The organism is Paenibacillus sp. OV219 (genome assembly GCF_900110075.1).
Taxonomy (GTDB): domain Bacteria; phylum Bacillota; class Bacilli; order Paenibacillales; family Paenibacillaceae; genus Paenibacillus_Z.
The window spans coordinates 171,706-186,292 of the sequence record NZ_FOCJ01000003.1; the positions used below are offsets into that span (position 1 = coordinate 171,706).

Genomic DNA, 14,587 nt, shown 5'->3' on the forward strand with positions numbered 1-14,587 from the left:
TTATCGACCAAGGAGTAAATGAGCCATTTCCAGAGCTGCCGTCGTTTCGCCCATAAGGCGGTAATAGTGGAACAGCTGCTTCTCTGACTGTTCGATTAAGAATACATAGCCGAATTTCCGGTACAACGGCAGCGCTTCATCGCGAAGATAGGCGTGGTACTGGGTCTCATCCTTGCGGATCTTATAGAGCAGCAGGTTGAACAGCAAAATATAGAGGTCCTCTTTCATCGACACCGCTGTTGCCAGACCCTCTTGCGCGAGCTGTTCTAGCTGTTCTGCTGGGAGCAACTCGCCGTCGTAGCAGCTCTTCAGATAGCCTTCCAGCGATAGCAGGTAAGGGCCTGTCCGGGGATCTTTCAGCTCCATTGACTGTTTGTATAACTGGCTTGCTCGGTCATACTGTTCGCGCCTATACAGCTCGTACGCCAAATTATGCATGACCCGTGCTTTGCGGTCCGGTGCGCCGCACATGTCACTGCTTTGTATCAAATTCTCGAAGCGGGCGATTACTTCGTCGAATTCATAGCCGGGGTCGTCCTTCACTTGGATGAGCATCAGCATCTCCGCGTCGATGACACGCAAGAAACAGTTGAGCTCCTTGAAGTAGTTACGAGCTTTCTCCGCATAGAAGTATGCCATGACCTCCGATTTCAGCGTATGATAGGCCATTGCCAGGTGATGATAGAATTCGGGGTTGTTATATTCTTTCTCATTGATTGATTTCAACACGGTTATGGCATGCAGGTAATGCTGCTGTGCCAAATAATGGATGCCTTGCACATGCTTGAACAGATTGCTCTCAAAAGCGGGCAGCTGATCCTTCGACTTGGCGATCTTCGCAATCATGCGCTGTGCTTTATCGACTTGATTCATAAATAGCAAATATTTGATCTGCAGCAGCAGGTAAAGCGTTTGGTAATCGGAAATCGCCAACAGCATCTCTTGCTCCAACTCTTCACGAATGGCTTCAATCTCGGGGCGGATTTGCTTCACGATGACATCGTGCCAGTCGTACAGCCTTTTCTTGATTTTATTGAATCGGGACAGTTCCTCCTCCATCGAGATGCCAAGGCGCTCCGAGAGCAAAATAACGATCTCCGAAGCGTAGTCCGTAATGCCCCGTTCGATCTTGCTGATATGAGTGTCGGAGCAGATTCCGAGTCCGAGCTGCTCTTGCGTGAGCTCGGCTTTTTCCCGGTAAAGTTTGATGATCTTGCCTTCATGCATCGGAATGAACCCCTTTTGTCGAAATATCAAACCAATCCCACACTAATCATAATACCTGCACGCGTCATGCGCAAAAATTGCTGTAGGCGGCTTCGAACCGCTATACTTGTATCAACTAAAGTGCTAACGGCAAAAAGGAGTTTATACATGTCATCCAACATCAATCGTTTTGATACCTATCCGCTAAGCGAGGAAATCGTCCGCGCACTGGATAGTCTCGGCTATACGGAGCCAACGCCTGTGCAGCGTGAGGTGATTCCGCAGGTGCTCGCGCAGCGGGATCTGACTGTCCGCGCGCAGACGGGGAGCGGCAAGACCGCGGCCTTCGGCATTCCGATCTGCGAGCTTGTTGCTTGGGAGGAAAATAAGCCGCAGGCGCTTATTTTGACGCCTACACGCGAGCTTGCTGGGCAGATCAAAGAAGATATCATCAATATCGGCCGGTTCAAGCGGATAAAAGCGGTAGCGATCTATGGTAAGCAGCCGTTCGCTCAGCAGAAGCTCGAGCTGAAGCAGAAGGTGCATGTCATCGCGGGCACGCCAGGGCGGGTGCTCGATCATATTCAGCGCGGCACGTTGCAGGTGGATAAGCTGCGCTATCTCGTCATCGACGAAGCCGATGAGATGCTAAGCCGTGGTTTTATCGAGCAGGTGGAGGCCATATTGGAGCAGCTGCCTAAGGATAGGCTGACGCTGCTGTTCTCCGCTACGATGCCGTCGGGTGTGGAGCAGCTCTGCCACAAGCATATGAAGAGCCCCGTCGATATCGAGATCGAGGCAGTAGGAGGTGTGACGGTGGAACGGATTACGCATACACTCTATACCGTGCAGGAGCAGGAGCAGGAGAAGCTGGAGCTGCTGCGGGCGGTCACGGTTACGCGAAATCCGGATAGCTGTATCATCTTCTGCCGCATGCAGGAGACGGTCGATCAAGTGGCGCGGCAGTTGAAGCGCTGGGGCTACCCGTGCGACAAGCTGCATGGGGGCATGGAGCAGGATGACCGATTCAGCGTCATGCACGCATTCCGTAGGCGGGAGTTCCGCTACTTGGTGGCAACGGATCTGGCCGCGCGAGGTATTGATATTGAGAACATTACGCATGTCATCAACTATGACTTGCCGATGGATAAAGAGAATTTCGTGCACCGCATCGGCCGGACCGGCCGTGCCGGCATGAGCGGCGAAGCGATCACGTTCGCTGTTCAGCCGGGCGAGGAGCGGTATCTCGAGGAGATCGAGCGCTATATCGGCTTTGCGCTGCCGCGTGCTGAGATGCCAACTGCGGAGGAGCAGGCTGTGGCGCAGCGGGCTTTCGAGGCGAAGCTGAGTAAGGAAGAAGCGCCGCGTGTGGATCGGAGGGACTTGCTTAGCCAAGATATTACGAAGCTGTATTTTGGCGGCGGGAAGAAGAAGAAGCTGCGGGCGGTCGACTTCGTCGGGACGATTGCGAGGCTTGAAGGTGTTACCGCCGACGATATCGGCATTATCACGATTGAAGATAGCGCCACATTCATCGACATTCTGAACGGCAAAGGGCAGCTTGTGCTACGGGCGATGAAGCAGACGACGATCAAGGGCAAGCTGCTCAAGGTGCATGTGGCGAATAAGTAGGAATGACTGTTTGCGGATCGAGTAGCAGCTTGTGAATCCAGATCGCCGCCTGCGCGCCTTCGCCCATGGCGATAGACACCTGCTCGGCGTGAACGGCGACGTCACCTGCCGCCCATACGCCGGGCACACTTGTCATTTTGCTGCGCGGATCGGTCCAGATGTGACCGTTCTCGTGCAGGCTCGCCCCGAGCTGGCGGGCCAGCTGAGAGCGTACCTCATTGCCGCCGTAGGCGAGGAAGGCGCGCTCAGCTTCGACGACGGTGCCGTCCGCGAGCTGCACGCCTTGGAACTCGCCGGTTCTCGTGTCGGCGGTTACGGCGTTGACGGTCGCCTGGACGCGGCGGATTCCGGCGGCTTCAAGCTGCTCGCGCAGGCGGGCGTGGAGCTCAGGTGCCACATCGCCATCGGCATCGCCTTGGTCGATGTAGACGAGCTTGTCGGTCCACGCGCGCAGTGTGAGCGCCATTTTCGCGCCGACATCGCCTGCTCCCAGCACGACTGTGCGGCGGTCTTTCACTTCGTAGCCGTCGCAGTCCGGGCAGACGTAGACGGTCAGCCCGAGGCAGGGGCGCAGACCGGGATAGTCCGTGAACCGGTCCATGACGCCAGTGGCAATCAGTAACGTCCGCGCGGTGTACGTGGTGGCACTGCTGCTGCTTGTATCGCCGCTGCCGCGAAGCAAGAAGTGTCCGTCCGCTGTGCGAGTCGCTTCTATAATCGTATCGTGGATGACGTCGATGCCGTATGCTGCCAGCTGCCGCATCCCGGCTTCGCGCAGCTCCATCCCGGACACGCCGTCTGGATAGCCGAGCAGATTGCGGTAGCTGCGGCATATCGCAGACCGGCCGTCGCCCGCGTCGATGACGAGCACGTGATGCGCTGCATAGCGCCCGAGTTGAATAGCTGCCTGCAGCCCGGCAATGCCGCCGCCGATAATGATGCAGTCTATAATCATGAAGGATCTCCTTTGAAGTGGAAGTCGAGTGTAAGAGTCGGCATTATTATTTTCCATAGTGGTGGGTATCAGTCTCCTAAACGGAGAATTGAGCGAAACAGTGTACCCCACTAACCTACAACAGCGGAACTTGGACTCTAACAAACTCCAGACGTCTTATTTAGCGGAAGTGGCTTTTTTCTGGAATGTAACGAACTCCAGACATGCTATTTCGATGAAATGAGCCTCTTTTGGCTGCAAAAGTTGCGAATAACGATGCTGGAGTTCGTTACATTTTTTGAGAGTTACTTTTGGACAAATAAAGTGGTTACGGTTCGTTAGCGGGGAGCGGTAGTCGGCGTCAGTGTTCGGCAAGCAATAAGAGGTAATCAGTGGCAGCCGTGGTCGAGATATAAAAGCACGTAACTAGAGGATCCCCAGGGATCTACATAGGTTTCAAGTTCAAATGAAAGAGGAGGTATCAATCATCATGATCAAGCTGCAAGACGGGCCGCTCACCCTATTCGAGAGTGCGCTGTATAAGACGATGTCCGCTGTCGTGGAGACCGACGATGCGGTCATCATTGTGGACCCGTGCTGGTTACCGCATGAGGTGGAGGAAATTCGGCAGTATGCGGATGGACTCGCAGGAGTGAAGCCGAAATATGTGCTGTTCACCCACTCCGATTACGATCACATCATCGGATATGGAGCTTTCCCGGATGCGGTGGTCATTGCCTCCGCTGCCTTGGCGGACAAGCCGGAGGCTGACAAAGAGGCGATTCTTGAGCAGATTCGCGACTTCGAGCACTCGTACTATTTGGAGCGGGACTATGAGATTGACTACCCAATCGTCACGCACCGCGCGGAAGCAGATGGTCAAGTGTTGGACTTGGGTGACGAAGGCAGCGATGGAACGCGCCTGACGTTCTACCTCTCGCCGGGGCACAATGAAGATGGCATATACACCGTCATTGAGCCGCTTGGGCTGCTTTTCGCCGGCGATTACTGGTCGGATCTCGAGTTCCCTTACATCTACTTCAGCAGCATCGAGTACGAGACGAGCATCAGCAAATTGGATATGATACTGGCGAAGCACGCCATTACCCGTCTAATCCCGGGTCACGGCAACTCTACCACCGAACAGACAGAGATGAAACGCCGCCAACAGGCCGATTTTGCTTACATTGCAGCGATGCGCGAAGCGATCCAAGCGGGCGACCAGGCCACAATCGACAGGCTGATTGAGGGTTGCAAATTCCCTCGCAATATGAGCAAATTCCACCGCGGCAACCAGACGCTGTTCGAGCGTGAGTTGAAGGACAAGTGATTGCTGTCATTAGGTCGTACAAAGAGTCTTGTCGTGATACGCGGCAAGACTCTTTATATTTCTCATGTGCCCACTGTCGGCGGTTGGCTTGAAAGTTTCGCGGACGGCGAGCTTTTTACGAAACAAGACATTACAGTTAATCCTGCCTTCACAGACTGCCCGTATAGTAGAGATGTGCAGCACGAATTCGACTAGAGGGGGCAATAGAATGGGTATTCATACGTACTTCCGATCATTGAACGAGTTGGAGAGGATCATTCGCTGCCCGGGCAAATTCAAGTTTGAAGAGCATAGCGTTGCCTCACATTCCTGGAAGGTTGTCCAATACGCGAAGACGTTTGCGGATATTGAAGAGAAAAACGGAGCAATCATTAACTGGAAGAAGCTATATGAGATTACGAGCAGCCACGATTATGGCGAAATCTTCATTGGGGATATCAAGACGCCGGTGAAGCACGCCTCGCCGCAGCTTCGCCTGTTAATTCAGCAGGTGGAGGAAGGGATGGTTCACAAATTTATTGAGGAGCATATCCCGGCTGAATACAAGCAGATCTTTCACAATCAGCTGCGCGAGGGCAAGGATGGCTCTATGGAAGGCTTAATTCTTGAAGCAGCTGACAAAATGGATCAGGTATACGAGGCGTTCGCCGAGCTGCAGCGAGGTAACACGGAGAAAGAGTTCGTAAAGATGTACCGTGATGCGCTTATCAAAATCAAACATATAAAGCTGCACTGTGTCGAATATTTCTTGAACAGCATACTTCCGGATATGATCAATGATGACATTACGTCGACCATTGATATTAAGCGAATTACCGAAGAGGCGTTGGCGCATGACACAGATGCCTAACCGCAATGTCAGTAGCACAAGCAAGCCCAGGCTAACCCGAGCCTGGGCTTGCAACTGCTTGATGAGGAAACCGTCATGTGAGCAATTTCGCACGTTTGGATTCGTACAGTCTCTCAAGCTGCGAGGCAGTTGCAACCAATTCATGCTGCGATTGCAGCAGGCCAATTAAGGCGCGAACGAGTACCATTCGCGGCCGCTCGTCGGCAGCTTCCTCTTGCAGCAGATGCGCTGCTTCATGCAGCTCGGCTCTGCGGGCGTTCGTCACTTGGAGCTCCTGAATGGTAGCCATAAGCTTGGACAGCGTCGCATGCAGCTGCTCGCCGGCTGGGACGTGACAGCCGCGCATCCCGCTTGCAACGAACTGCGTCATGACGTCGGCATCCAAGATTGGCTCTTGTATTGACTTCTTAATGCCTGCAGCCATCTCATCCATGCGGTCGACGACGAAATTCGCCATACGATCATAATTGAACGGGCTGCTGATGAGTGTGGTCATAATCATATATTCCTTGAGAATGCCGCTGTACAGCGCGATGAGATCCCACTTGTTCTTCTCAACTTCAGGCCCGTATACACTGATCATTAGCTCTGCGAAATTAATAAGCATCTGCGAGCGCATCTGCTTAAGAAATTTGGAGAACACGCCGTCCTCGTTCATAGGCAGTTCATAAAAGTCTTTTATGCTGTACTTAAATTCTAGAAAAAATTCAAACTGACGGTGCGTCTGCAGCACGAATCGCTCTCGCGGCGACAACGCTGGATCCGACTTAATTCGATTAGACTCCTCGAACATCGCCTGCGTGCGGTGACGATAAACTTCAACGAGCAAGTCCTCTTTTGATGCAAAAAATTTATATAGTGATCCTTTGGCAATGCCGCAGTCGTTCGCGATATCTTGGATGGAAGTGGCCGCATAGCCTTTTTGCGAGAAGATTTGCATGGCCGATCCGATAATTTTCTCTTTAAGCAAGCTCATGGTAGTTCCTCTCTTCAAAAAAAGATTGACAACCGACTGTCTTTTGATGAGAATATTGTATGTCATGACTGATGAGTTTTCAACAAAAACCTTGAGTCATGAAAATAAAGAGAAGAATTTTCATGGAGAGAAGGTAGAAAGATGTCTCAACAAGCAACAGCGGCATCATCATCATCCGAGTTCTCGATCAAGAGCATTATTGCCCCGCTCATGGCCGTTATTGTCGGTATGATTATGGTTATTCTAGACAGCACTGTCGTTAACGTAGCGCTGGCGAAATTCCAAACGGAGTTTGACGCAACGATCAACACGGTGCAATGGACGTTCACTGGCTATACACTTGCATTGTCGGCAGTCATTCCGCTTGCCGGCTGGATGACCGATAAATTTGGTTCCAAACGGATATTCCTTATTACAATTGCACTATTCACGCTCGGTTCGGTTCTTTGCGGAGCGGCACAAACGGTTGAACAGCTGATCATCTTCCGCGTCATTCAAGGTCTTGGCGGCGGTATGGTTATGCCAATCGGTATGGCGATTATTTTCCGTCTTGCTCCTATGGAGAAGCGCGGCTCGGTTATGGGTATGCTAGGTATACCGATGCTTCTTGCGCCAGCACTTGGTCCGATCCTGTCGGGCTGGCTGATCGACGCAGTATCTTGGCACTGGATTTTCTTTATCAACTTGCCGATCGGTATTGTCGGTCTGTTTGTCGGCATGAAGTATTTGCCGGTATTTGAGCAAGCTAAAGCACCGGCCCTGGACATTATCGGGATGATTCTTGCCCCAATCGCATTCGCGACGCTCGCTTACGGCGTAAGCGAAGGCGGACGTGTTGGCTGGTCAGCGGAGAACACGCTGTGGGGTCTAATTGTCGGCGGCGTTGCGCTGCTGCTATTCATCTTTGTCGAGCTGCGCCACAAACAGCCGTTGCTTGAGCTGCGAGTGTTCCGTTCGTCGGACTTTACACGCGGTACGCTTCTGGTCTGGATCGTACAAATTGCACTGTTCGGCGCGATGATTCTGATGCCAGTCTTCCTGCAGCAGATCCGCCACTATACGCCGCTTGAAACAGGCATTATCATGCTTCCGCAAGCGATCGGCTCGATGATCTTCATGCCAATCGGCGGTCGTCTGTTTGATAAGATCGGCGCACGTCCGCTGGCTCTTGTCGGCTTGGTGCTCGTTGGCGGCGCAATGTTCCTATTGCATAACATCAGCTTGGATACGAAGCTTATCATGATCCTTATTCCATTGTTCATGATCGGCTGCGGTATGGGTCTATCGATGATGTCTTTGAATACGCACGTATTGAACTCGGCGCCGCGTCACCTTGTAACACGAGTTACGCCTCTTACAACTGCGGCACAGCAAGTCGTTACATCGTTCGCGGTTGCCGGCCTGACCGGCTACATGACAACACGCGCTGCGGATCATATGAAGACGCTCGGTGCGAACGGCAATCCTTTGGATGCGGCAGTCAATGCGTATAGCGACACGTTCTTGCTGTCGTTCAGTCTGGTACTGTTCGGCATCCTGTTCAGTCTGTTCCTTCGCAAGCCGAAGCCTCAGAAGGAAGCTCCAGGTGCGGAGCAAGTTGATCCGGCAATGATGATGGGTCACTAATCGTTGGTTGATGTAAAGGTTGAGTAGAAGGGCTTCCTTCTGCTCAACCTTTTTTTGTCGCACACCGAAACTAACGATCTATCTCCAACGTATCTTTTACCGTATAATCGAAGTTATAAAATTAACCAATTATGGATGTGAAATTTGCGAGTAGGAGGCGGGAAAAGTGGGGCTGTTTTCCTTCTTGAAAGGCCAGTTTATTGAAGTGATCGAATGGGTGGAAGATACGGATTCGATTGTCTACCGTTTCCCTGCTTACGACAATGCCATTAAGATGGGCGCACAGCTAACGGTGCGCGAGGGTCAAGCCGCCATTTTCTTGAACGAGGGTACGATTGCCGATGTGTTTGGACCGGGCAGATATGAGCTGAGCACGCAGAATATGCCCGTACTGACGGCGCTTAAAGCATGGAAGCATGCCTTTAATTCCCCGTTCAAAGCGGATGTGTACTTTGTAAATACGACGACGATTACCGATCAGAAATGGGGAACGACGAACCCCATCATCATGCGAGATAAAGAAATTGGGGTTATTCGCGCCCGCGGCTTCGGCAACTATTCATTCCGTGTGACGGATCCTGCCGTATTCATGGAAGGCATATTCGGAGCGAAGCAGGAGTTTCATCCGGAGCAAATCGGTGGCTTCTTCAAGACGATGATCGTTTCAGGCGTGAGCGATCTGCTGGCGGAGTCTTCGGTCTCCGTTATTGATCTTGCTACGCAGTACGATGAGCTAAGCGTGCAAGCCGCTGCCAAGCTGCAGCCGAATTTCTCGGCAATCGGGCTTGAGCTGACAGCTCTCGTCATCGAGAATATTTCGCTGCCTGCAGAAGTAGAGACGATGATTGACCGGAGATCGTCGATGAATATTGCCGGTAATCTGGATCAATATGTGAAGTTTCAATCTGCTGAGGCGATCCGTGATGCCGCGCAGCATGGCGGTGATGGATTGGCTGGTGCGGGAGTAGGGCTCGGAGCGGGATTAGCGATGGGGCAGCTGTTCAGCCAGTCAATCGCTGGAGCGGCGCAGCCGGGCAGCGAAGCAGAGGCGAAAGCGGCAGTGCAAGCGGCAAAAGAGGCAAAAGAGGCGGTTCCTGCTGAACAGGAGCAAGGTGGTGGTACAGCGCCAACAGTGCCATGCGGCGGCTGTGGTCATCCTCTTGGAGAGAAGGACAAATTCTGTTCCGAATGCGGAATTGCTCGTCCGGAGCGCAGCTTCTGTCCGGAATGCGGCACTGCTCAGCGAACTGGCGTGAAGTTCTGCACAAGCTGCGGCACTAAAATGTAAAGGATGATTCGATTATGGCGACAGGCGAGTCCTTGAAGGTAGGAGACCAATCGGCGACCTTTCCATGCGCTTCGTGCGGCGGGCAGATGCGGTTCGACGTAGACAGCCAATCGCTAAAATGCGGCTATTGCGGCAGTGAGGCAGTGATTGATGCTGACGCTGAGCAAGAACCGGTCGAGTATGAGCTTGATTTTGGCGATGAGGCTGACGCTCATTTGACGGACTGGGGAATGGAGCAGCAGCTCATCAAGTGCACCAATTGCAGCGGCGAAATGCTGCTGCCCGCGAGCCAAACCGCTGCTGTTTGCGCGTTCTGCGGATCGCCTAAAGTGCTGCCGCAAGGCGAGCCGGACAGTATCCGCCCGGAGTCGGTCATTCCTTTTCAAATTAAGAAGGATGTAGCGGAGGATGCGTTCAACGTCTGGCGGAAGAAGCGATGGTTCATTCCAGGCGCGTTCAAGAAGGCATCCTTGAGCTCGACCTTAAGCGGGGTATACGTGCCCTACTGGACGTTTGATTCGGATACCTACTCGACGTATAGGGTGGAGATTGGTACCCATCACTACCGCTCAGAAACGCGTACAAGAACGGTGAATGGCAAGACCGAGACATACACAGAGCAGGTGCGGTACACGGTATGGCATTGGAGCAGCGGCGATTATAGCAAAGCATTCGATGACGTGCTCATTCCTGCCTCGGGGCAGTATGACAGCAAGCTTCTGCGGAAAATGAATGATTTTCAGCTCAGGGATTTGCTGCCGTATAAGCCTGAATATCTCAGCGGATTTATTGCGGAGCGGTATACTGTCTCTCTTAAGGAGGGCTGGGAGCAGGCGGATGAGGCGATGGCCTCTCAATTGCAAAGTGAGATTCGGGGGCAAATCCACGGGGACGAAGTCCGCAATTTGAATGTGGATACGACGTATTCGAATCGAACCTACAAGCACATCCTGCTGCCGGTATGGAACGCGAACTATATGTACAAGGGCAAGTCCTACCGGTATATGGTCAACGGGGAATCCGGCGAAGTCATCGGCCGCGTGCCGCGAAGCCCGTGGAAGATTACTCTGTTTGTGCTATTCTGTGTTGCTGTGGTTGTTGGAATTGTTATTTTAGTGATGAATGGGTCGTCTGCGTAGGAGGCTTGCAGCTCTCAATTTCAATTCTTGCGATCCTGCTACAGTGGAGAAAAGTTGGCAAAATAAGCCGAAGAAGTCCAGTAAACCAGCTACATTGGAGAAAAGTTGGCAAACCGAGCCAAAGAGGTCCAGCAAACCAGCTGAATTGGAGAAAAGTTGGCAAAATGAGCCGAAGAAGTCCAGTAAACCAGCTACATCTGCTGATAGGCCCTTCAATATAGAAAAGCACAACCTTCTGAACTGCACTCCACTGGTTAGACACCATCTAACAAGTGGGGTGCAGTTCATTCGCGGTTGTGCTTTTTCTATTCTTATCTGCGGAGCTTAGCGAGGTCGAATTCGGGGACGAGCCCTTCCTTCGCCGCGCGCCCGAGCAGCGCTTCGACGGCTGCGTAGCCGCTATCGCCGAGGTTTGCGGAGAACTCGTTCACATAGAGCGCGATGTGCTGCTTCTGCACGTCGGGTGACATTTCTTGTGCGTGATCCATGATGTAGCCTTTGGACACTTCAGGATGCTCCCAAGCGTATTCAACAGATTCGCGAATCCAAGTCGTGAGCGACTCGATGTCCAGCGAGCGGCGGGCGATGATGGCACCGAGCGGGATCGGCAGGCCAGTATCGGATTCCCACCAACTGCCGAGATCGGCGAGCATGGTCAAGCCGTAATTTTGGTAGGTGAAACGCGCCTCGTGGATAACGAGTCCGGCGTCAATGGAGCCTTCCTTCACCGCAGGCATAATCTCGTGGAACGGCATGACGATGATTTCCATCTGGCCGTCAGGTACTTGCTGTGCTGCCCAGAGGCGGAATAGCAAGTAAGCGGTCGAGCGCTCGCTAGGAACGGCGACGCGTTTGCCCGCCAATGAGGCAGCAGAAGTGGTGCCGTCCTTCGTTAGGACGAGTGGACCGCAGCCGCGTCCGAGTGCGCCGCCACAAGGCAGCAGTGCGTAATCGTCGAGCACCCATGGGAGCGCGGCGTAGGAAATCTTCAGCACTTCTGGGCCTGTCCGGTTCGCAGCCAGATTGTTGGTGATGTCGATATCCGCATAGGTGACGTCAAATTCCGGCGCACCTGGAATGAGTCCGTGGACTAGGGCATGAAAGACGAATGTATCATTCGGGCATGGTGAGAACGCAATATTCATAATGAGAGCACCTCCGTCAAAATTGTACTAGCTTGTTCAAGTGCGCGCAGCGCATCGCCGATGCGCCACGCATCGCGGTCACGCGGGCCGACCGCGTTCGAGATGGCGCGCAGCTCCAGCACGGGAAGCCCCGCGTGCTGCGCCGCTGTAGCGACGCCGAAGCCTTCCATCGCTTCAGCGGTCGCGCCGGGCACGCGCCGCTCATGCTCCGCAGCGGTTGCGGCGGTGCCCGTCGCCGTTGTTACCGTGAGCACGGGTCCCGTGCTCACGGGCAGGCCGGCTTCACCCCCGAGCTTCGCGACTAGCGCGCTCGCGAGGCGGGCGTCGGCCGCAATAAGGGATGAGCCGAAGCCGAGCTCATCCACACTTGCAAAGCCATCCGGGGTCTCGACCCCGAGATCGGCGGCAATGATATCGGTCGCGACGACGAGCGACCCGATGGGCGCGCGCCCAGGGAAGCCGCCCGCGATGCCTGCGCTAATGACGAGGCGGTACGCCTGTGATTCCGCTCGAGTCGCAGCCTCCGCTCCTATCCTAGCCGCAGCGGTCAGCTCCGCATCGTCCCCTGCCTCGGAAGCCTCCGTTCCGGCTCCAGCCGCAGCGGCTAGCTTCGCAGCGGTATCTGGTTCTGCAGCCTTCAATCCATCCCCCGCACCTGCCCCAGCCGCCGCGAGCTTCGCGGCAAACTCCGCTCTTGCTCCAGCCGCCGCGAGCTGCGCCGCGGTTCCAGCCGCTGCAGCCGCCGGGCCTACGCCTGCGGCGATGACGTCGAACCGGTCGTCGCCGCGCAGGCCGCGCAGCACGGCGTCGCGCTCCGCGTCGACAGCCGTCACGATCAGCACGCGTCCAAGCGCAATTCCTTCGTGCACTCCTTGTTCACTCAATTGCATGTCCTCCCTTGTTAAACACCAACAATCGTCCGTGTTCCAAGCTGCATGTCGCATTTTCAAAAATATTCCGCTATAGATAATGCCAATTACATGTATTGTACCGCCCTCCTGTGGGACATTCAACTTGACGCCTCCCCTCGCACTTGAGGCTGGCCGCCCATAGGAGTAAGCTAGAAGGTAATTATATGGATGAGGTGACAAAATGAAAGCTTTAGTTTTCCATACATTTGGCGGCCCGGAGGTGCTGGCACTGCAAGAGATCCCGGCTCCGTCGCTCGCCTCAGGTGCGGTGAAAGTGCGAACCCGAGCAATCGGCCTCAATTACGCCGATATTTACCGCCGCCGCGGTAATTACCACCTGGTAGGCGAGCCGCCGTACATCCTCGGCTACGAAGGTGCCGGCGATATCGTCGAAGTCGCGCCGGACGTGACAGGCTTCCAGGTCGGCGATCGGATCGGCTTCGCGGATGTGCCGCATGCGAATGCAGAGTTCGTCATTGTACCGGCAGACCGCGTCATTAAGCTGCCGGAGGGGATCAGCTATGAGGCTGCCGCTTCTGTACTGCTGCAAGGCCTGACCGCGCACTACTTAGTGAACGATAGCTACAAGGTACAAGCGGGCGATACAGTGCTCGTCCATGCTGCGGCAGGTGGCGTTGGTCAACTGCTGATTCAGCTGTGTAAGGCAAAAGGTGCGTGTGTCGTCGGCATGACGTCAAGCCCAGCGAAGCGCGATGCGGCGCTGGCAGTCGGCGCAGATGAAGTATTCCTCTACAGCAGCGACTGGGTGAGCCGTGTGCTGGCATGGTCGCAGCAGGACGAAGGCGTCCATGTCGCCTACGATTCCGTTGGATCGACGTTGATGGACAGCTTCAAGGCCGTGCGCATACGCGGTACGGTCGTCTTCTTCGGTATGGCTGGCGGCGATCCGCAGCCTGTCGATCCGCGCATGCTGATGGATACGAGCAAGACGCTGACCGGCGGCGATTTGTGGAACCACTTGACGACCGCGGAGGAGCGCAGCCGCCGTGCGGGTTCGCTTTTCACAGACATGCTGGAGGGTCACTTGAAGCTGGCTGAACCGAAGACATTCCCGCTTGCGGACGGGGCGGAGGCGCACCGATACTTGGAGAGCCGGGCGAGCACAGGCAAAATTTTGCTAATCCCGTAAGTGTGCTACAATAAACCTACAAAAACGTACATTGGAGTTGACAACTATGAGCGAACAGATCAACATGCAGGAGCTTGTCGCTTTCATCGCAAACAAGACGAAGGCCGCTCCGGCCAGCATTGAGCAGGTGCTGAAGGTTGAGCAGGATTTCATCAACAACGCGCCGGAAGATACGAACGGCGAAGTGAGCATCGACAGCGACGAGCTCGTCGATTATATCCTTAGCCGTCCGGGTATTAAGCTGGACGAGCCGACCGTTGAGGGAATTCTCGAGGCGGAGATGGATTATTTGATGGACAAAGGAATCGCAGGCTACGAAGATTAATCGTTCAACCGCCAGAAAGAAGCATGTCTCTTGAAATTCGGAGGCATGCTTCTTTTTTTTGTATTCTTTTGCACG

Annotated in this window: 13 protein-coding genes; 8 read left to right on the plus strand and 5 right to left on the minus strand. The window is 54.1% G+C overall.

The window, feature by feature from the left end; genetic code table 11:
* The gene (locus BMY11_RS10475; protein WP_090574907.1) at positions 1 to 1,227 is read right to left on the minus strand and encodes a helix-turn-helix domain-containing protein; all 1,227 of its coding nucleotides are present in this window, start codon (positions 1,225 to 1,227) and stop codon (positions 1 to 3) included.
* A gap of 147 nt (positions 1,228 to 1,374) precedes the next feature.
* Here BMY11_RS10475 and BMY11_RS10480 point away from each other — a divergent pair, with 147 nt between their 5' ends.
* Positions 1,375 to 2,838, plus strand: coding sequence for a DEAD/DEAH box helicase (locus BMY11_RS10480; protein ID WP_090574908.1), 1,464 nt, complete (start codon positions 1,375 to 1,377; stop codon positions 2,836 to 2,838).
* On the opposite strand, the gene BMY11_RS10485 is transcribed toward BMY11_RS10480, so the two are convergent.
* Positions 2,813 to 3,793 (minus strand): NAD(P)/FAD-dependent oxidoreductase, encoded by a 981-nt coding sequence (locus BMY11_RS10485; protein ID WP_090574911.1) that lies wholly within the window; start codon positions 3,791 to 3,793, stop codon positions 2,813 to 2,815. The two genes, BMY11_RS10480 and BMY11_RS10485, sit on opposite strands and share 26 nt — an antisense overlap.
* 469 nt (positions 3,794 to 4,262) lie before the next feature.
* On the opposite strand from BMY11_RS10485, the gene BMY11_RS10490 reads away from it, so the two are divergent.
* Both BMY11_RS10490 and BMY11_RS10500 read left to right on the plus strand, forming a co-directional pair.
* Positions 4,263 to 5,102, plus strand: a complete 840-nt coding sequence (locus BMY11_RS10490; protein WP_090574914.1) for an MBL fold metallo-hydrolase — start codon at positions 4,263 to 4,265, stop codon at positions 5,100 to 5,102.
* A gap of 208 nt (positions 5,103 to 5,310) precedes the next feature.
* On the plus strand, positions 5,311 to 5,952 hold the full coding sequence (locus BMY11_RS10500; RefSeq protein ID WP_090574921.1) for a YfbR-like 5'-deoxynucleotidase: 642 nt from the start codon (positions 5,311 to 5,313) through the stop codon (positions 5,950 to 5,952).
* A 73-nt stretch (positions 5,953 to 6,025) separates the two neighbouring features.
* Here BMY11_RS10500 and BMY11_RS10505 read toward each other — a convergent pair whose 3' ends face one another.
* Entirely contained in the window at positions 6,026 to 6,928 is a 903-nt protein-coding gene (locus BMY11_RS10505) for a TetR/AcrR family transcriptional regulator (RefSeq protein WP_177182590.1), read from the minus strand.
* A 141-nt stretch (positions 6,929 to 7,069) separates the two neighbouring features.
* Between BMY11_RS10505 and BMY11_RS10510 the strand changes: the two genes are divergently transcribed.
* The 3 genes from BMY11_RS10510 to BMY11_RS10520 all read left to right on the plus strand — a co-directional run bounded on the left by BMY11_RS10510 (position 7,070) and on the right by BMY11_RS10520 (position 10,981).
* Positions 7,070 to 8,554, plus strand: coding sequence for a DHA2 family efflux MFS transporter permease subunit (locus tag BMY11_RS10510; RefSeq protein WP_090574928.1), 1,485 nt, complete (start codon positions 7,070 to 7,072; stop codon positions 8,552 to 8,554).
* Positions 8,555 to 8,720: 166 nt separating this feature from the next.
* Positions 8,721 to 9,842, plus strand: a complete 1,122-nt coding sequence (locus BMY11_RS10515) for an SPFH domain-containing protein (RefSeq protein ID WP_090574930.1) — start codon at positions 8,721 to 8,723, stop codon at positions 9,840 to 9,842.
* A gap of 14 nt (positions 9,843 to 9,856) precedes the next feature.
* Positions 9,857 to 10,981 (plus strand): TFIIB-type zinc ribbon-containing protein, encoded by a 1,125-nt coding sequence (locus BMY11_RS10520; protein WP_090574933.1) that lies wholly within the window; start codon positions 9,857 to 9,859, stop codon positions 10,979 to 10,981.
* A gap of 311 nt (positions 10,982 to 11,292) precedes the next feature.
* Here the strand turns inward: BMY11_RS10520 and BMY11_RS10525 are convergent, their stop codons facing one another.
* Together BMY11_RS10525 and BMY11_RS10530 are read right to left on the minus strand one after the other, a co-directional pair.
* The gene (locus BMY11_RS10525) at positions 11,293 to 12,126 is read right to left on the minus strand and encodes a 1,4-dihydroxy-6-naphtoate synthase (protein ID WP_090574936.1); all 834 of its coding nucleotides are present in this window, start codon (positions 12,124 to 12,126) and stop codon (positions 11,293 to 11,295) included.
* On the minus strand, positions 12,123 to 13,016 hold the full coding sequence (locus BMY11_RS10530) for a futalosine hydrolase (RefSeq protein ID WP_090575691.1): 894 nt from the start codon (positions 13,014 to 13,016) through the stop codon (positions 12,123 to 12,125). Before BMY11_RS10530 ends, BMY11_RS10525 begins: the two co-directional genes overlap by 4 nt.
* 202 nt (positions 13,017 to 13,218) lie before the next feature.
* On the opposite strand from BMY11_RS10530, the gene BMY11_RS10535 reads away from it, so the two are divergent.
* Positions 13,219 to 14,187 carry a quinone oxidoreductase family protein gene (locus BMY11_RS10535; RefSeq protein WP_090574939.1) on the plus strand — a complete coding sequence of 323 codons (969 nt, stop codon included), beginning with the start codon at positions 13,219 to 13,221 and terminating at the stop codon, positions 14,185 to 14,187.
* 46 nt (positions 14,188 to 14,233) lie between these two features.
* On the plus strand, positions 14,234 to 14,512 hold the full coding sequence (locus tag BMY11_RS10540; RefSeq protein ID WP_090574942.1) for a hypothetical protein: 279 nt from the start codon (positions 14,234 to 14,236) through the stop codon (positions 14,510 to 14,512).
* The last annotated feature ends 75 nt before the right edge of the window (positions 14,513 to 14,587 follow it).

Excerpts from the sequence above, each read along its gene's own strand:
- BMY11_RS10490 (WP_090574914.1), top strand. The coding sequence starts at position 4,263 with ATGATCAAGCTGCAAGACGGGCCGCTCACCCTATTCGAGAGTGCGCTG.
- BMY11_RS10500 (WP_090574921.1), top strand. The coding sequence starts at position 5,311 with ATGGGTATTCATACGTACTTCCGATCATTGAACGAGTTGGAGAGGATC.
- BMY11_RS10520 (WP_090574933.1), top strand. The coding sequence starts at position 9,857 with ATGGCGACAGGCGAGTCCTTGAAGGTAGGAGACCAATCGGCGACCTTT.
- BMY11_RS10485 (WP_090574911.1), bottom strand. The coding sequence starts at position 3,793 with ATGATTATAGACTGCATCATTATCGGCGGCGGCATTGCCGGGCTGCAG.
- BMY11_RS10505 (WP_177182590.1), bottom strand. The coding sequence starts at position 6,928 with ATGAGCTTGCTTAAAGAGAAAATTATCGGATCGGCCATGCAAATCTTC.
- BMY11_RS10475 (WP_090574907.1), bottom strand. The coding sequence starts at position 1,227 with ATGCATGAAGGCAAGATCATCAAACTTTACCGGGAAAAAGCCGAGCTC.
- BMY11_RS10525 (WP_090574936.1), bottom strand. The coding sequence starts at position 12,126 with ATGAATATTGCGTTCTCACCATGCCCGAATGATACATTCGTCTTTCAT.
- BMY11_RS10530 (WP_090575691.1), bottom strand. The coding sequence starts at position 13,016 with ATGCAATTGAGTGAACAAGGAGTGCACGAAGGAATTGCGCTTGGACGC.
- BMY11_RS10540 (WP_090574942.1), top strand. The coding sequence starts at position 14,234 with ATGAGCGAACAGATCAACATGCAGGAGCTTGTCGCTTTCATCGCAAAC.
- BMY11_RS10480 (WP_090574908.1), top strand. The coding sequence starts at position 1,375 with ATGTCATCCAACATCAATCGTTTTGATACCTATCCGCTAAGCGAGGAA.
- BMY11_RS10510 (WP_090574928.1), top strand. The coding sequence starts at position 7,070 with ATGTCTCAACAAGCAACAGCGGCATCATCATCATCCGAGTTCTCGATC.
- BMY11_RS10535 (WP_090574939.1), top strand. The coding sequence starts at position 13,219 with ATGAAAGCTTTAGTTTTCCATACATTTGGCGGCCCGGAGGTGCTGGCA.